Source organism: Laribacter hongkongensis DSM 14985 (genome assembly GCF_000423285.1).
Taxonomy (GTDB): Bacteria; Pseudomonadota; Gammaproteobacteria; order Burkholderiales; family Aquaspirillaceae; genus Laribacter; species Laribacter hongkongensis.
In genome coordinates this window covers 38,004-52,092 of record NZ_AUHR01000007.1, presented here as the reverse complement: position 1 = coordinate 52,092, position 14,089 = coordinate 38,004, and the positions used below count along the sequence as shown (strand labels likewise).

Here is a 14,089-nt window from a genome sequence, read left to right as displayed (position 1 = left end):
AGGCCGTGATGAGCAGTGTTGTCGATTCCGCGCTGGAACCCCGCCTGACCAGTCATGCCGGGCATCCGCACGGCTGGCGCCGCTGGCTGTTTGCCACCAACCACAAGGACATCGGCACGCTGTACCTGTGGTTTGCGTTTGCCATGTTCCTGTCCGGCGGCGTGATGGCGCTGGCGATCCGGGCCGAGCTGTTCCGGCCGGGCATGCGGCTGCTGGAGCCGGAACTGTTCAACCAGTTCACCACCATGCACGGTCTGGTCATGGTGTTCGGCGCCATCATGCCGGCCTTTACCGGGCTGGCGAACTGGATGATTCCGCTGATGATCGGCGCGCCGGACATGGCGTTTGCCCGCATGAACAACTGGAGCTTCTGGCTGTTGCCGCCGGCTGCGGCGCTGCTGCTGCTGTCGTTTGCCGTGCCGGGCGGCGCGGCGGCAACGGGCTGGACCATGTACGCGCCGCTGTCGACCCAGATGGGCATGGGCATGGACATGACCATCTTTGCCGTCCACATCCTTGGCATCAGCTCGATCATGGGCGCGATCAACATCATCACCACCATCCTCAACCTGCGCGCTCCGGGCATGGGACTGATGCAGATGCCGATGTTCGTGTGGGCCAGCCTGATCACGGCCTACCTCATCATCGCGGTGATGCCGGTACTGGCCGGGGCGGTGACCATGGTGCTGACCGACCGTCATTTCGGCACCCATTTCTTCAATGCCGCCGGAGGGGGGGACCCGGTGCTCTACCAGCATGTTTTCTGGTTCTTCGGTCATCCTGAGGTCTACATCATGGCGTTGCCGGCCTTCGGCATCATCAGCCAGGTCATCCCGACCTTCGCCCGCAAGCCGCTGTTCGGCTATGCCTCGATGGTGTATGCCACTGCCAGCATCGGTATCCTCAGCTTCATGGTGTGGGCGCACCACATGTTCACCACCGGCCTGCCCGCCGTTGCCCAGCTGTTTTTCATGTACGCCACCATGCTGATTGCGGTGCCGACCGGGGTCAAGGTGTTCAACTGGATCGCCACCATGTGGGAAGGCAGCATGACGTTTGAAACGCCGATGCTGTTTGCCATCGGTTTTGTCTGCCTTTTCACCATGGGCGGGCTGTCCGGCGTGGTGCTGTCGGTGGCGGCAGTGGACGTGCAGCTGCATGCAACCTACTACGTGGTGGCGCACTTCCACTACGTGCTGGTGGCGGGGGCGCTCTTCAGCCTGTTTGCCGCGCTGTATTACTGGTTTCCGAAAATGACGGGCCGCATGTATTCGGAGCGCCTGGGCCGGCTGCATTTCTGGTGGTCGCTGGTGTGGTTCAACGTCACCTTTTTCCCCATGCATTTCCTCGGGCTGGCCGGCATGCCGCGGCGTATTCCGGACTATGCCCTGCAATTTACCGGGTTCAACAGCATTGCCACTGTCGGTGCCTTCATGTTCGGGTTCGGCCAGCTGCTGGTGCTGGCCAACATCCTCTGGAGCCTGCGCTACGGTCCGCCGGCCCCGGCAAAACCGTGGGAGGGCGCCGAAACGCTGGAGTGGACCGAACCCAGCCCGGCCCCCTATCACTCGTTTGCCGATCCGCGCGAAGTCGAACACGCCGAATTCGGCCTGAACGGCGTGGTGGTCCGGCGATGAGGCGCGCGCATCGCACCGCCTGGGTCCTGGCGTCGGTGGCGGCGGCGTTCTTTGCCGGCATCGTGCTGCGGCAGTGGCTGTTCGGAGGGCTGGGCGGATGAATGCGGCAACCGAGCGTGCCAACCGTCACCTGCTGGCACGGCTGATGGTGGTGGCCGTCGTGATGTTCGGCTTTGCCTGGGCGCTGATTCCGTTTTACCGGGAAATCTGCGCCGCACTGGGGCTGAACCAGCTGGAAAAACCGGCTGCCGCTCCGGTCAATACCCAGGTGGACTGGTCGCGCACGGTCGGCGTGTCTCTGGATGCCAATCCGCAGCCGGGCTCTCCCCTGCTGCTGGTGCCGATGACACGCGCAGTGACGCTGCATCCGGGCGAACTGGGCCGGGTGGACTACCTGATCGTCAACCAGAGTGCGCATCCCGTCTGGGCGCAGGCGATTCCGGCCTACGTGCCGACCCATGCCGCACAGTGGTTTCACAAGCTGGAGTGTTTCTGTTTCCGCGAGCTGCTGCTGGCACCGGGCGAGCAGCGCAAGCTGCCGGTGGTGTTCGTGGTGGACCGCTCCCTGCCGGCTTCGGTCGGGCAGGTGACGCTGTCGTACCGCGTCATCGAAGTGGCCGGCAGGCAGGCGACCTGAAGATGAAAAGCCTGCTGGCCATCCTGTCGGCGTTTTTCGGGGTGCGGGGCAGCCGTCGGGCCGCGCAGGACAGCCGCGACCTGTCGGTGCGGCAGATTCTGGTCACGGCCATGGTGCTGGCGCTGCTGCTGGTTGCCGGGCTGATCGTGCTCGCCAGTCTGGTGGCGACCTAAGGAGGGGCAGTCATGCAACGCGATCCGGATGTTCCGGCCGGCTATTACGTACCGGCACCCAGCCGCTGGCCGGTCATTGGTGCGGCAGCGCTGTTCCTGATCGGCCTGGGCGCGGCGCTCAGCGTCAATGCGCTGGTGCCGGGCTACTGGACGCTGGCGGCCGGCGTGGCCGTGCTGCTGTGGATGCTGTGGGGCTGGTTCCGCGACGTGATCCGCGAATCGGTGCGCGGCAGCTATGCCCGGCAGGAAGACCAGTCGTTCCGCTGGGGCATGGGCTGGTTCATTTTTTCCGAAATCATGTTTTTCGGCGCGCTGTTCGGTGCGCTGTTCTACGTCCGGGTGATTGCGCTGCCGGATCTGGGCGGCCCGGGGGGCACCGGGCTCTGGGACGGTTTCCGGCCGGACTGGCCTGCCGTCACCGGCCCGGGCGACATCCGGCCCTACCGGCCGATGGCGGCGTGGGGGCTGCCGGCCGTCAATACCCTGATCCTGCTGTCGTCCGGGCTGACACTGACGCTGGCGCATCTGGCCCTGCTGGCCGGCCGGCGCCGCCGGGTGCAGTGGTGCCTGGGCGCAACGGTGCTGCTGGGTGCGTTGTTCCTGGGCCTGCAGGCATGGGAATACCGGCACGCCATGCACGAGATGGGACTGTCGCTGGCATCAGGTGCCTACGGCATGACGTTTTACCTGCTGACCGGTTTTCACGGCCTGCACGTTTTCCTGGGCGCGCTGATCCTGTCGGTGGTGTGGTTGCGGCTGATGCGCGGGCATTTTGACGAGCGCCACCATTTCGCCTTCGAGGCCGCCGCCTGGTACTGGCACTTCGTTGACGTGGTGTGGCTGGTGCTGTTCGTCTGCGTCTACTGGCTGTGATCAGAACGCCCGGTGCGGTGCCCACCAGCCCAGCCCGGCGCCGGTAAATAGCAGCAACAGCAACAGGGCCGACAGACCGACCCGCCACATCAGCCGGCGGGCCAGCCGGTGCGAGCCGGCCGGTTCGAGCAGCAGGGCCAGCAGTCCGGACAGCAGGGTGAACACGATCAGCAGGAGCAAGGCAAGGATGAGGGCAGTCATGACAGGGCATCCCGGAAGGCCGCAACGCCTTGAGTGTAGGCCAGTCCGGCAGCACGGGGGCTGGCGGCTGGTACTGGTCGGGCTGACCGTGGTGTTGTGCTGCGGGCTGGCCGTCTGGCAATGGCAGCGGGCGCAGCAGCAGGCCGGCCTGGCCGCAGCCTGGCAGACCCGGCAACAGGCGCCGGTCCGGCAGGTGGTTTCTGCTCCGGCCGTGCCGGTGGCGGACTGGACCGGACGGCGGGTGGTCCTGCACGGGCAGTGGCATGAGGCTCGCCTGTGGCTCGACAACGTGACCGAAGAAGACCGGCCGGGCCGGCGGCTGTACGGGATTTTCGTGCTGGCAGACGGGCTGGCCGTACTGGTGGAGCGCGGCTTTGTCGGCCGGGGCGAGGCGGCTCCGCCTGTTTCCCTGTCGTCCAGCGTGTCCGGCATCGTGCAGGGCTGGCCCGGTCGGCGGCTGGTGCTGGCCGGGCCGGTGCGGCAGGGCGAGGTCTGGCAGGCGCTGACGCCGGAAGAGGTGATGGCGGTCTGGCCGGTGCGGCTGGCGCCGTGGCTGGTCCGTGAGGGCGCCGGCACGGCCGTGCTGCCTGGGTTGCCGGCCGAGCGGCATCGCGCCTATGCCGTGCAGTGGGCCGTGCTGGCGCTGGTGCTGGCAGCGAGCGGTGTTTTCTGGATACGACGGACGGGGAGACCGGCATGACACGTACTGGCCGTGCGGGCGGACGCCTGCTGTTGCTGGGGCTGCTGGGGCTGTCGGCCTTGCCGGTCCTGCTGGCGACGCTGGCCTACCTGGTCTGGCCGCCGGACGGAGGGCGCAGCTACGGTGAGCTGGTGGCGCAACCCTTGCCGTTTCATCCCTTGCCGGGGCGCTGGCTGCTGGCCCGGCCGCTGGCGGAGCCGCAGTGCGATGCGGCCTGCCGGACCGCCCTGCAACAGGGGCAGCGCATCCGGCGGGCCCAGGGCGAAGACGGGCAGCGGCTGGTGGTGGCCGGACTGGGTCGCCAGCCGGTGAGCGGCGTGCCGGCCGGCGTGACGACGCTGGTGCGCGCCGACTGGCCGGCAGTCTTGCAGGTGCCGGGGCTGGTGCTGATTGATCCGCACGGCAATCTGGTACTGCGTTATCCGCCCGATGCGGAGCCGGAGCGGGTGGCGAAAGAAATCGGACGTGTCCTGAAAACCAACCAGGGGCTCTGAAATGACGGCAATACGGCGTTGGGCGCGGCTGGCCTGCCTGCTGGCGATGATCGTGGTGCCGCTGGGGGCTTATGTACGGCTGTCGGATGCCGGTCTGGGCTGCCCGGACTGGCCGGGCTGTTATGGCCATCTGGCCGTGCCGGACCAGCCGCACGAGCAGGCGGCGGCTGCCCGGGCATTTCCGGGGCTGCCGCTGGATGCCGGCAAGGCGGCCAAGGAGATGCTGCACCGCTATCTGGCCGGAGGGCTGGGATTCATGATTGCCGGGGTGGCCTGGCTTGACTGGCGGCGTGCCCGCCGCCGGGGCGAGGCCGGCTGGCGGGCAAGCCAGACGCTGGTGCTGGTGGTGACGGGGCAGGCGCTCCTGGGCATGTGGACGGTGACGCTGCTGCTGAAGCCGGCCATCGTCACCCTGCACCTGCTGGGCGGCATGCTGGTCCTGAGCCTGCTGGCGTGGCTGGGCTGGCGCGATGGCCGGCCGGTCGGGCCAGTGTCGAAGCGGGAACGCCGGCTGGCATGGCTGGCCGTGGCCGTGGTGGGGGGGCAGGTGGTGCTGGGCGGCTGGGTCAGCAGCAACTATGCCGGACTGGCGTGCGGTACCGGCGTGCCGCAGTGTCGTGGTCAGTGGTGGCCGGACGACATGCGGTTTGCCGACAGCTTTCACCTGTGGCGCGAACTGGGACAGACCGCGGACGGCGCGATGCTGGATCTGGCGCACCTGACGGCCATTCACTGGCTGCACCGGCTGGGGGCGCTGGCCGTGGTCCTGCTGGGCAGTGTGTGGATCCGGCATTTGTGGCAAAGGACGGAGCGACGGCCGTTTGCCCTGTGGCTGGCGGTCTTGCTGCTGGGGCAGGTGGCTTTGGGGGTGCTGAACGTGGTGTGGCAGTTGCCCCTGCCATTGGCCGTGGCGCACAACCTGGTCGGGGCCCTGCTGTTTGCCAGCGTGTTCTGGCAGGCCTTGCAGTGGCAGACCGCCGGCCAGCAGGTACTGCGTGCACGCCGGCTGGCGGTGATTCCGGATTTTGCACGGTGATGGTCAGGTTGCGGTCTTGCCTGGTGCATGACTGCATGGACGGCCGGTAACAAGGCGTTTTCCGGTGCAGGTGATGCGGCGGGGGAACAGGGCCGGCGAGGCATTGTCCTGGCTGGCAGGTGTGCAGTTGGATTGTGTGGAGGAGCTTGTCATGGCCAGCGTTCCGTTGTCGTCTTCGGGGGTTCCGCTACGGGCGGTGGTGGCCGGGTTGTGGTCACTGACCAAACCGCGGGTGGTGGCGCTGATCGTGTTCTGCGCTGCCATCGGTTATGTGCTGGCGGTGCCGGGATGGCCGGCGGCCGGGCCTCTGCTGCTGGCCATGACGGGTATTGCGGCAGTGGCGGGCGGTGCGGCGGCGGTGAACTGTCTGGTGGAGCGCACCATTGATGCCCGCATGGGACGCACGCGCCGGCGGGCGCTGGTGGTGGGGGTGGTCTCGCCGCGGCTGGCGCTGGCTGCAGCGCTGGGGCTGACTGGTGCCGGGCTGCTGTTGCTGTGGTTCGGCTGCAATCCGTTGACGGCGGTGCTGACGCTGTTGACGTTTTTTGGCTATGCCATCGTTTATACCCTGTGGCTGAAGCCGGCCACGCCGCAGAACATCGTGATCGGCGGCGCCAGCGGGGCCATGCCGCCGGTACTGGGCTGGGCGGCGGCAACCGGCGACACCGGGGTACTGGCCTGGCTGCTGTTCGCCCTGATCTTTGTCTGGACGCCGCCACACTTCTGGGCACTGGCGCTTTACCGGCGGGCCGACTATGCCGCTGCCGGCCTGCCGATGCTGCCGGTGACGCACGGGGAGCAGTTCACGACCCGGGCAATCGTGTTGTACAGCTGGCTGTTGCTGGCGGTCAGCCTGCTGCCGGCTGCGCTGGGGCTGGCCGGCTGGTGCTATCTGCTGGCTGCGCTGGGGCTGGGTGCGCGCTTTGTCTGCCTTGCACAGTCCATGCATCGTGGTTATTCTCCCAGCGTTTCGCGCGCAGTATTTGTTTACTCCATCCGGTATTTGTCCGGGATCTTTGCTGCGCTGTTGTTTGACCATTACGTCTTCTGGCCCCTGGCCTGAGCTTCGCGCCATGCGGGGCCTTCCTCACGATGACACACCTGTTGCGCGCCCTGACTGTCGCGTTGTTCGGTTTGATGCTGGCCGCCTGTTCTCCGCAACCGGGGGCCGCCGGGCCGTCCTTTGCTGCCACCGACGTGACCGGTGCCGGTTACGCGCAGGCGCTGACGCTGGATGGCACAGATGGCCGTCCGCGTTCCCTGGCCGATTTCCGGGGCAAGGCCGTGGTGGTGTTCTTCGGCTATACCCATTGCCCGGACGTCTGTCCGACCACGCTGTCCGAGCTGTCGCAGGCCATGCGCGACATGGGGCCGCTCGCCGACCAGGTGCAGGTACTGTTCGTGTCGGTTGATCCGCAGCGCGATACGCCGGAGCTGCTGCACAGCTATGTCACCGGCTTTGACCGGCGGTTTGCCGCGCTGACGGGATCTGCCGAAGCGATTGCCAGGACTGCCCGTGCCTACAAGGTGGTGTACCAGCAGGTTGCCGGGCCGGTTCCGGCCGATTACACCATCGACCACAGCGCCGGTGCCTATCTTTACGATCCGGCCGGCAGCCTGCGCGTGTATGTGCCGTACGGCAGTGGTGCTGCCGTATTCCGTCATGACCTGACCGTGCTGCTGGGACAGACTCCGCCGCCGTTGACCGCCACGAAGGCCCAATGAACGAGACCTTTTCTGTGACCGACCTTTCCTCTGACCAGGATCCGGCTGTCCCGCACGGGAGCCACAGTGCGCCATTGCCGTCTTCCGAGGACCTGGCCAAGTATGCAATGACCTCGCCGCTGGAGATCGGCCAGCACCTCAAGCGGATCATTTCTGCCAACGTGCTGGTGACGGTATTCTCCAACCACGGCAAGAGCTTCATCCTGACCAAACTCCTGGCCATCGACCTGAAATCGGGCCGTTTTGCCTTCGATGCCGGCAGCAGCGATGACGCCAACCGCCAGTTGCTCAAGAGCGAGCGCAACGTGTTCGTCTGTACCCCGGACGGCATCAAGACCCAGTTCGTCACCGGACCGGTGCAGTCGTTCATCTATGACGGTGCGCCGGCCTTTCTGGCCAGGCTGCCTCCGGAAGTGGTGAAGTTGCAGCGGCGCGAATATTTCCGCATCCAGACCCCGATTGCCAACCCGGTGGTGTGCCGGGTGCATGACTACCCGAACCCGGACGGCAGTGCCGGCATCGTGCTGCCGATTTACGACATCAGTCTTGGCGGCATGTCCCTCGTCCTGCCGGGTGAAATTCCCGGGATGGAACTCGGCAAGATTTTCCGGGACTGCTCGATCGACCTGCGGCAGGTGGGATCGCTGCCGGTGGAAATCGAAGTCCGCAACAAGCTGGTCATGCAGCAGAAAAACGGCCATGAACAACGCCGGATCGGCTGCCAGTTTGTCAACCAGAACAGTCGTGTGCAGAACCAGCTGCAACGCTATATCGCCCAGCTCGAGCGCGAGCGCCGTACCTTGCTGGATTAGTAGGAAGCCGTATGTTGACCATTGCCCTGTCCAAGGGACGCATTTTTGACGAAACCCTGCCGCTGCTGGCTGCCGCCGGTATCGAACCGCTGGAAAACCCCGAATCGTCGCGCAAGCTGGTGATCGGTACCAACCTGCCCGAGGTGCGCCTGATCATCGTGCGCGCCAGCGACGTACCGACCTATGTGCAGCACGGTGCTGCCGATCTGGGCATCGCCGGACGCGACGTGCTGATCGAGCATGGCGGAGCCGGCCTGTACCAGCCGCTGGACCTGGAAATCGCCCGTTGCCGCATGATGGTGGCCGTGCGCGAAGGCTTTGACTACGGGCATGCCGTACAGCAGGGTGCCCGCCTGCGCGTGGCGACCAAGTACCCGCACATTGCCCGCGAGCACTTCTCCAGAAAGGGCGTGCACGTCGACATCATCAAGCTCTACGGCTCGATGGAACTGGCGCCGCTGGTCGGCCTGGCCGATGCGATCGTCGATCTGGTGTCGACCGGCAACACCCTGCGCGCCAACCAGCTGGTGGCGGTCGAGCACATCGAGGACATCAGCTCGCGGCTGGTGGTGAACCTCGCCGCCCTCAAGCTCAAGCACGAGCGCATCCGTCCCCTGCTCGACGCTTTTGCCGCCACCGTGGCGGCCTGACCATCATGTGGGAAAGCCTGGTTTCCATTACCGTGATCGCCGCACTGGCGATGATGAGCCCCGGCCCGGATTTCATTCTGGTGCTGAAAAATGCAGCCCGGCTGCCCCGGCGCGAGGCGCTGGCAACCACGCTGGGCATCAATCTGGGCGTGGCCGTGCACATGAGTTACTGCGTGGCCGGCATCGCGTTCATCATTGCCACCACGCCGTGGCTGTTTTCGTTGCTGAAATATGCCGGCGCCGGCTACCTGATCTGGATCGGCGTGCAGGCTCTGCTGAGCCGTGGCGGCATGGTCCAGGTGCAGGAAAACGGCCAGGAGTTTGCCTCGATCGGCGTCTGGCGCGCCTTCAGCCAGGGGCTGGCGTGCAACCTGCTCAACCCCAAGGCCACCCTGTTTTTCTTCAGCGTGTTTACCCAGCTGATCGACCCGGCCTCCAGCCTGAGCCAGAAGGCGCTGATCGGCGGCATCATCTTCATCCAGGGTGTGCTCTACTGGCCGCTGGTGGTGCTGGCATTGCAGCACCCGCGCGTGATCCGGGCCATCCGGCGCGTCCAGCGGTCGGTGGACCGGCTGCTGGGCGGCCTGCTGCTGGCGCTGGGCATCAAGGTAGCGCTGTCCTGAATCCGTTATTGCAAGGTGCATTATGACTGTTCGTCGACTTTCCACCCGTAGCGCCGGCTTTGCCGACGCGCTGGCCTCGCTGCTGGCATTCGAATCCGCCCAGGACCCGGCTGTTGATACCGCCGTGGCCGGCATTGTCGAAGACGTGAAACAGCGTGGCGATGCTGCTCTGGTGGAATATACCCACTGCTTTGACCGCTTTGAGGTGGCCAGTGCCGCGGCGCTGGAACTGACCCGCGACGAGCTCAGGAGTGCGTTCGACCGCCTGCCGTCTGCCACCCGAGAAGCATTGCAGGCCGCAGCCGAACGGGTGCGCCGCTATCACGAAAAGCAGCTGGCCGGTTCGTGGTCCTACACCGAAGCCGACGGCACCGTGCTGGGCCAGCAGGTGACGCCGCTGGACCGCGTCGGCATCTACGTGCCGGGCGGCAAGGCCGCCTATCCGTCGTCGGTGCTGATGAACGCCCTGCCCGCGCACGTGGCCGGCGTCGAAGAGATCATCATGGTGGTGCCGACACCCGGCGGCGAGCGCAACGACCTCGTGCTGGCCGCCGCCTATATCGCCGGCGTCAGCCGCGCCTTCACCGTCGGCGGCGCACAGGCCGTGGCGGCACTGGCTTACGGCACGGCCACCATCCCGGCCGTGGACAAGATCACCGGACCGGGCAACGCCTATGTCGCCGCCGCCAAGCGCCGGGTGTTCGGCGTGGTGGGCATCGACATGGTGGCCGGCCCGTCGGAAATCCTCGTGGTGTGCGACGGCAGCACCGATCCGGACTGGATTGCCATGGACCTGTTCAGCCAGGCCGAGCACGACGAAATCGCCCAGGCAATCCTGCTCTGCCCGGATGCCGCCTACCTTGACCGGGTGCAGGCCAGCATCGACCGGTTGCTGCCCGGCATGCCGCGGCGCGCCATCATCGAAGCCAGCCTGCGCAACCGCGGTGCCCTGATTGAAGTGGCCGACCTGGCCGAAGCGTGTGCCATTGCCAACCAGATTGCCCCCGAGCACCTCGAGCTGTCGGTGGCCGACCCCGATGCCTGGCTGCCGCAGCTGCGCCATGCCGGCGCCATCTTCATTGGCCGTTTCACCTCGGAAAGCCTCGGTGATTACTGTGCCGGTCCCAACCACGTGCTGCCGACCAGCCGCACGGCCCGCTTTGCCAGTCCGCTGGGCGTGTACGACTTCCAGAAGCGCAGCAGCCTGATCCGGGTGTCGCAGGACGGCGCCCGGGCACTGGGCCGGATTGCCAGCGTGCTGGCACACGGCGAAGGACTGACGGCGCACGCCCGTTCGGCCGAATACCGGATGGAGGAATGACCATGGCTGCAACCGACTGGGTCCGTCCCGAAATTGCCGAGCTGTCGGCCTACCACGTGGCACCGGCGCGCGACATGCGCAAGCTCGACGCAATGGAAAACCCGTATGAACTGCCGGCTGCCCTGCGCGACGAACTGGCGCAGGAGTTGGCGCAGGCCGCGCTCAACCGTTATCCGGATCCGTCCGGCGGCGGACTGAAAGAAGAGCTGGCCGCCGCTTTTGGCGTGCCGGCCGGCATGCCGCTGCTCCTTGGCAACGGTTCGGACGAAATCATCACGCTGATCACCCAGACGCTGGCCCGGCCAGGCGCCACCGTGCTGTCGGTCGAGCCGGCTTTTGTCATGTACCGCATGAACGCCGTGTTCAGCGGCATGCGTTACGTCAGCGTGCCGCTGACCGACGAGTTTGCGCTGGACCTGCCGGCCATGCTGGCCGCCATCGAGGCGCATCAGCCGGCCGTGGTGTTCGTGGCGTATCCGAACAACCCGACCGGGCCGCGTTTTGCCCGCGACGAGGTGATCCGTATCATCGAGGCGGCACCGGGGCTGGTGGTGGTCGACGAAGCGTACGCCGCCTTTGCCGACGACAGCTTCCTCCCGGACGTGGGGCGCTGGCCCAACCTCGTGGTGATGCGCACGCTGTCCAAGCTGGGACTCGCCGGCATCCGGCTCGGCTTTGCCGCCGGTACGCCGGAGTGGATCAGCCAGCTCGACAAGGTGCGTCCGCCCTACAACGTCAACCTGCTGACGCAGGTGACGGCGCGCTTTGCCCTGCGCCATCTGGAGGTGTTTGCCGCGCAGGCCGCAACGCTGTGCCAGGAGCGCGGCCGGCTGCTGGCGGCCCTGCTGGAGCTGCCCAACGTACGGGTCTGGCCAAGCGAGGCCAACTTCCTGACGTTGCGCCTGCCGGATGCGCGCGCGGCCTTTGCCGCGCTGCAATCGGCCGGCATCCTGGTCAAGAACCTGCACGGGGTGCATCCCCTGCTCGATAACTGCCTGCGGCTGACCATCGGTACGCCGGACGACAATGCCGCCATGCTGGCGGTGCTTTCCTCGATGAAATCCTGACATGCGCCAAGCCACCGTTACCCGCAACACGCTGGAAACCCGGATTACCGTCAGCCTGAACCTCGACGGCAGCGGGCAGGCCCGCTTTGATACCGGCGTGCCGTTCCTGGAACACATGCTCGACCAGATTGCCCGCCATGGCCTGATCGACCTCGACATCACCGCGCAGGGCGACCTGCACATCGATGCCCACCACACGGTCGAGGATCTCGGCATCACGCTGGGACAGGCGTTTGCCCGTGCCATCGGCGACAAGAAAGGCATCCGCCGTTACGGTCATGCCTATGTGCCGCTGGACGAGGCGCTGTCGCGCGTGGTGCTTGACCTCTCCGGCCGGCCGGGGCTGGAATACCACGTCGACTATACCCGCGCCACCATCGGCAGCTTTGATGTCGACCTGTTTTCCGAGTTCTTCCACGGCTTCGTCAACCATGCCATGGTGACCCTGCACATCGATAACTTGCGCGGCATCAACAGCCATCATCAGGCAGAGACTATCTTCAAGGCTTTCGGCCGGGCGCTGCGGATGGCCGTGGAGCCAGACCCGCGCATGGCCGGTGTCACCCCGTCGACCAAAGGAACCCTGACTGCATGAGTGCCAGCAACCGTATCGCCGTGGTGGATTACGGCATGGGCAACCTGCGTTCGGTCGTGCAGGCGCTGGGCCATGTGGCCGGCCGCCGTGCCGAAGTGATGCTGACCTCCGATCCGGCCGTTGTGTCCGCCGCTGACCGGGTGGTGTTTCCCGGCCAGGGCGCCATGCGTGACTGCATGGCGGAGCTTGCGGCCTCGGGCCTGCGGCAGGCTGTGCTGGACGCTGCACGCAGCAAGCCGTTTTTCGGCATCTGCGTAGGTGCCCAGCTGTTGCTCGAGCACAGCGAGGAAGGCGATACCCCGGCGCTGGGATTTTTCCCGGGCAACGTGCGCCGCTTTGCCAGTGGCCAGACCACGGCCGACGGTGCGCGCCTGAAAGTGCCGCACATGGGCTGGAACGAAGTCCGCCAGGTCCGTCCGCACCCGCTGTTTGCCGGCGTGGACGATGCGGCCCGTTTCTATTTCGTACACAGTTATTACATGGCTCCGGCCCGTGCGGAACTGGCGCTGGGCCTGACGGATTATCCGCAACCCTTTGCCAGCGTCATCGGTGGCGGCAACGTGTTTGCCACCCAGTTCCATCCGGAGAAAAGCACTGATGCCGGTTTGCAGCTGCTGAGGAATTTTGTCGACTGGGACGGCCAGGCGGGCTGACCGCCCGACCGGTCCGACAACGATTGCGGGCGCAGGGCGCCCGGCGGGCGAGGCGATCCGGGGTCCGGCGCCGCGCCGGTCTTTTGAAACCGCGACCCCGGTTTTTCATCCATATCGCTGCCATGCTGCTCATTCCCGCCATCGACCTGAAAGACGGTCAGTGTGTTCGTCTGCGCCAGGGGTTGATGGAGGACGCCACGGTGTTCTCCGACAACCCGGTTGAAGTTGCCCGCCTCTGGCGCGACCAGGGTGCCCGCCGCCTGCACCTTGTCGACCTCAACGGCGCCTTTGCCGGCAAACCGAAAAACCTCGGCGTGATCCGCTCCATCCTCAAGGAGGTGGCGGACGACCTTCCAGTACAACTGGGGGGCGGCATCCGTGACCTCGACACCATCGAGCTGTACCTCGACGCCGGCCTGTCCTACGTCATCATCGGTACCGCCGCCGTCAAGACGCCGGGCTTCCTGCGCGATGCCTGCGACGCGTTTCCGGGACAGGTGATCGTCGGGCTGGATGCCAAGGACGGCAACGTCGCCATCGACGGCTGGGCCAGGCTGACCGGCCAGAACGTGATCGATCTTGCCTGCCGCTTCCAGGACTATGGTGCGGCCGAGGTCATCTATACCGACATCGGCCGCGACGGCATGCTGTCCGGCGTCAACGTCGAGGCGACCGTCAAGCTGGCGCAGGCCCTGTCGATTCCGGTGATCGCCTCGGGCGGCCTGACCAACCTCGACGACGTGCGCGCCCTGTGTGCCGTCGAAAGCGAGGGGGTGACCGGTGCCATTACCGGCCGGGCCATCTACGAAGGCACGCTCGACTTCCAGGCGGCACAGGCGCTGGCTGACCAGCTGTCGTCCGCCGAGGTCTGATGCCGGCGGCCTGCTGCCGG

Annotated in this window: 19 protein-coding genes; 18 read left to right on the top strand and 1 reads right to left on the bottom strand. The window is 66.3% G+C overall.

All coding sequences use genetic code 11. The features are described 5' to 3' along the window. Positions 1–8 precede the first annotated feature (8 nt). Genes ctaD through G542_RS0108495 form a run of 5 tightly spaced genes read left to right on the top strand, consistent with a single transcriptional unit; the run spans position 9 to position 3,320 of the window. Positions 9–1,637: a cytochrome c oxidase subunit I gene (ctaD, locus tag G542_RS0108515; protein ID WP_012695661.1), complete on the top strand. Its 1,629-nt coding sequence runs from the start codon at positions 9–11 to the stop codon at positions 1,635–1,637. Then, positions 1,634–1,738, top strand: coding sequence for a cytochrome oxidase small assembly protein (locus G542_RS18985; protein ID WP_211218805.1), 105 nt, complete (start codon positions 1,634–1,636; stop codon positions 1,736–1,738). Before ctaD ends, G542_RS18985 begins: the two co-directional genes overlap by 4 nt. Further along, entirely contained in the window at positions 1,735–2,274 is a 540-nt protein-coding gene (locus G542_RS0108505) for a cytochrome c oxidase assembly protein (protein ID WP_027823880.1), read from the top strand. The genes G542_RS18985 and G542_RS0108505 overlap by 4 nt, the downstream gene beginning before the upstream one ends. Positions 2,275–2,276: 2 nt before the next feature. After that, positions 2,277–2,447 carry a DUF2970 domain-containing protein gene (locus G542_RS18015; RefSeq protein ID WP_012695663.1) on the top strand — a complete coding sequence of 57 codons (171 nt, stop codon included), beginning with the start codon at positions 2,277–2,279 and terminating at the stop codon, positions 2,445–2,447. A gap of 12 nt (positions 2,448–2,459) precedes the next feature. Then, a complete protein-coding gene (locus G542_RS0108495; protein ID WP_027823879.1) occupies positions 2,460–3,320 on the top strand; it encodes a cytochrome c oxidase subunit 3 in 861 nt (286 codons plus the stop codon). Here G542_RS0108495 and G542_RS0108490 read toward each other — a convergent pair whose 3' ends face one another. Continuing rightward, positions 3,321–3,521, bottom strand: coding sequence for a DUF2909 family protein (locus G542_RS0108490; RefSeq protein ID WP_027823878.1), 201 nt, complete (start codon positions 3,519–3,521; stop codon positions 3,321–3,323). Between G542_RS0108490 and G542_RS0108485 the strand changes: the two genes are divergently transcribed. From G542_RS0108485 to hisA, 13 genes are all read left to right on the top strand, one after another. After that, the gene (locus G542_RS0108485; RefSeq protein WP_012695666.1) at positions 3,520–4,221 is read left to right on the top strand and encodes an SURF1 family cytochrome oxidase biogenesis protein; all 702 of its coding nucleotides are present in this window, start codon (positions 3,520–3,522) and stop codon (positions 4,219–4,221) included. The two genes, G542_RS0108490 and G542_RS0108485, sit on opposite strands and share 2 nt — an antisense overlap. Continuing rightward, positions 4,218–4,715: a redox-active disulfide-containing membrane protein gene (locus G542_RS0108480; RefSeq protein ID WP_012695667.1), complete on the top strand. Its 498-nt coding sequence runs from the start codon at positions 4,218–4,220 to the stop codon at positions 4,713–4,715. Before G542_RS0108485 ends, G542_RS0108480 begins: the two co-directional genes overlap by 4 nt. Before the next feature lies 1 nt (position 4,716). Then, positions 4,717–5,751 carry a COX15/CtaA family protein gene (locus G542_RS0108475; RefSeq protein ID WP_051189978.1) on the top strand — a complete coding sequence of 345 codons (1,035 nt, stop codon included), beginning with the start codon at positions 4,717–4,719 and terminating at the stop codon, positions 5,749–5,751. 151 nt (positions 5,752–5,902) lie between these two features. Further along, complete coding sequence (locus G542_RS0108470) at positions 5,903–6,814, top strand: heme o synthase (RefSeq protein WP_012695670.1); 912 nt, start codon at positions 5,903–5,905, stop codon at positions 6,812–6,814. A gap of 29 nt (positions 6,815–6,843) precedes the next feature. Continuing rightward, entirely contained in the window at positions 6,844–7,476 is a 633-nt protein-coding gene (locus G542_RS0108465; protein WP_012695671.1) for an SCO family protein, read from the top strand. A 107-nt stretch (positions 7,477–7,583) separates the two neighbouring features. Continuing rightward, complete coding sequence (locus G542_RS0108460) at positions 7,584–8,288, top strand: flagellar brake protein (RefSeq protein WP_228369910.1); 705 nt, start codon at positions 7,584–7,586, stop codon at positions 8,286–8,288. Positions 8,289–8,299: 11 nt separating this feature from the next. Continuing rightward, complete coding sequence (hisG, locus tag G542_RS0108455) at positions 8,300–8,938, top strand: ATP phosphoribosyltransferase (protein ID WP_012695673.1); 639 nt, start codon at positions 8,300–8,302, stop codon at positions 8,936–8,938. Positions 8,939–8,943: 5 nt separating this feature from the next. Beyond that, a complete protein-coding gene (locus G542_RS0108450) occupies positions 8,944–9,561 on the top strand; it encodes a LysE family translocator (RefSeq protein WP_027823874.1) in 618 nt (205 codons plus the stop codon). Between the two features lie 22 nt (positions 9,562–9,583). Then, a complete protein-coding gene (gene hisD / locus G542_RS0108445) occupies positions 9,584–10,882 on the top strand; it encodes a histidinol dehydrogenase (protein ID WP_012695675.1) in 1,299 nt (432 codons plus the stop codon). 2 nt (positions 10,883–10,884) lie between these two features. Further along, a complete protein-coding gene (hisC, locus tag G542_RS0108440) occupies positions 10,885–11,949 on the top strand; it encodes a histidinol-phosphate transaminase (protein ID WP_012695676.1) in 1,065 nt (354 codons plus the stop codon). A 1-nt stretch (position 11,950) separates the two neighbouring features. Next, complete coding sequence (gene hisB, locus G542_RS0108435) at positions 11,951–12,544, top strand: imidazoleglycerol-phosphate dehydratase HisB (protein WP_012695677.1); 594 nt, start codon at positions 11,951–11,953, stop codon at positions 12,542–12,544. Continuing rightward, positions 12,541–13,197, top strand: coding sequence for an imidazole glycerol phosphate synthase subunit HisH (hisH, locus tag G542_RS0108430; protein WP_027823871.1), 657 nt, complete (start codon positions 12,541–12,543; stop codon positions 13,195–13,197). Before hisB ends, hisH begins: the two co-directional genes overlap by 4 nt. 122 nt (positions 13,198–13,319) lie before the next feature. Continuing rightward, on the top strand, positions 13,320–14,069 hold the full coding sequence (gene hisA / locus G542_RS0108425; RefSeq protein WP_012695679.1) for a 1-(5-phosphoribosyl)-5-[(5-phosphoribosylamino)methylideneamino]imidazole-4-carboxamide isomerase: 750 nt from the start codon (positions 13,320–13,322) through the stop codon (positions 14,067–14,069). The last annotated feature ends 20 nt before the right edge of the window (positions 14,070–14,089 follow it).

Coding starts and splice junctions, on each gene's coding strand:
- ctaD (WP_012695661.1), top strand. CDS start 9: ATGAGCAGTGTTGTCGATTCCGCGCTGGAACCCCGCCTGACCAGTCAT.
- G542_RS18985 (WP_211218805.1), top strand. CDS start 1,634: ATGAGGCGCGCGCATCGCACCGCCTGGGTCCTGGCGTCGGTGGCGGCG.
- G542_RS0108505 (WP_027823880.1), top strand. CDS start 1,735: ATGAATGCGGCAACCGAGCGTGCCAACCGTCACCTGCTGGCACGGCTG.
- G542_RS18015 (WP_012695663.1), top strand. CDS start 2,277: ATGAAAAGCCTGCTGGCCATCCTGTCGGCGTTTTTCGGGGTGCGGGGC.
- G542_RS0108495 (WP_027823879.1), top strand. CDS start 2,460: ATGCAACGCGATCCGGATGTTCCGGCCGGCTATTACGTACCGGCACCC.
- G542_RS0108485 (WP_012695666.1), top strand. CDS start 3,520: ATGACAGGGCATCCCGGAAGGCCGCAACGCCTTGAGTGTAGGCCAGTC.
- G542_RS0108490 (WP_027823878.1), bottom strand. CDS start 3,521: ATGACTGCCCTCATCCTTGCCTTGCTCCTGCTGATCGTGTTCACCCTG.
- G542_RS0108480 (WP_012695667.1), top strand. CDS start 4,218: ATGACACGTACTGGCCGTGCGGGCGGACGCCTGCTGTTGCTGGGGCTG.
- G542_RS0108475 (WP_051189978.1), top strand. CDS start 4,717: ATGACGGCAATACGGCGTTGGGCGCGGCTGGCCTGCCTGCTGGCGATG.
- G542_RS0108470 (WP_012695670.1), top strand. CDS start 5,903: ATGGCCAGCGTTCCGTTGTCGTCTTCGGGGGTTCCGCTACGGGCGGTG.
- G542_RS0108465 (WP_012695671.1), top strand. CDS start 6,844: ATGACACACCTGTTGCGCGCCCTGACTGTCGCGTTGTTCGGTTTGATG.
- G542_RS0108460 (WP_228369910.1), top strand. CDS start 7,584: ATGACCTCGCCGCTGGAGATCGGCCAGCACCTCAAGCGGATCATTTCT.
- hisG (WP_012695673.1), top strand. CDS start 8,300: ATGTTGACCATTGCCCTGTCCAAGGGACGCATTTTTGACGAAACCCTG.
- G542_RS0108450 (WP_027823874.1), top strand. CDS start 8,944: ATGTGGGAAAGCCTGGTTTCCATTACCGTGATCGCCGCACTGGCGATG.
- hisD (WP_012695675.1), top strand. CDS start 9,584: ATGACTGTTCGTCGACTTTCCACCCGTAGCGCCGGCTTTGCCGACGCG.
- hisC (WP_012695676.1), top strand. CDS start 10,885: ATGGCTGCAACCGACTGGGTCCGTCCCGAAATTGCCGAGCTGTCGGCC.
- hisB (WP_012695677.1), top strand. CDS start 11,951: ATGCGCCAAGCCACCGTTACCCGCAACACGCTGGAAACCCGGATTACC.
- hisH (WP_027823871.1), top strand. CDS start 12,541: ATGAGTGCCAGCAACCGTATCGCCGTGGTGGATTACGGCATGGGCAAC.
- hisA (WP_012695679.1), top strand. CDS start 13,320: ATGCTGCTCATTCCCGCCATCGACCTGAAAGACGGTCAGTGTGTTCGT.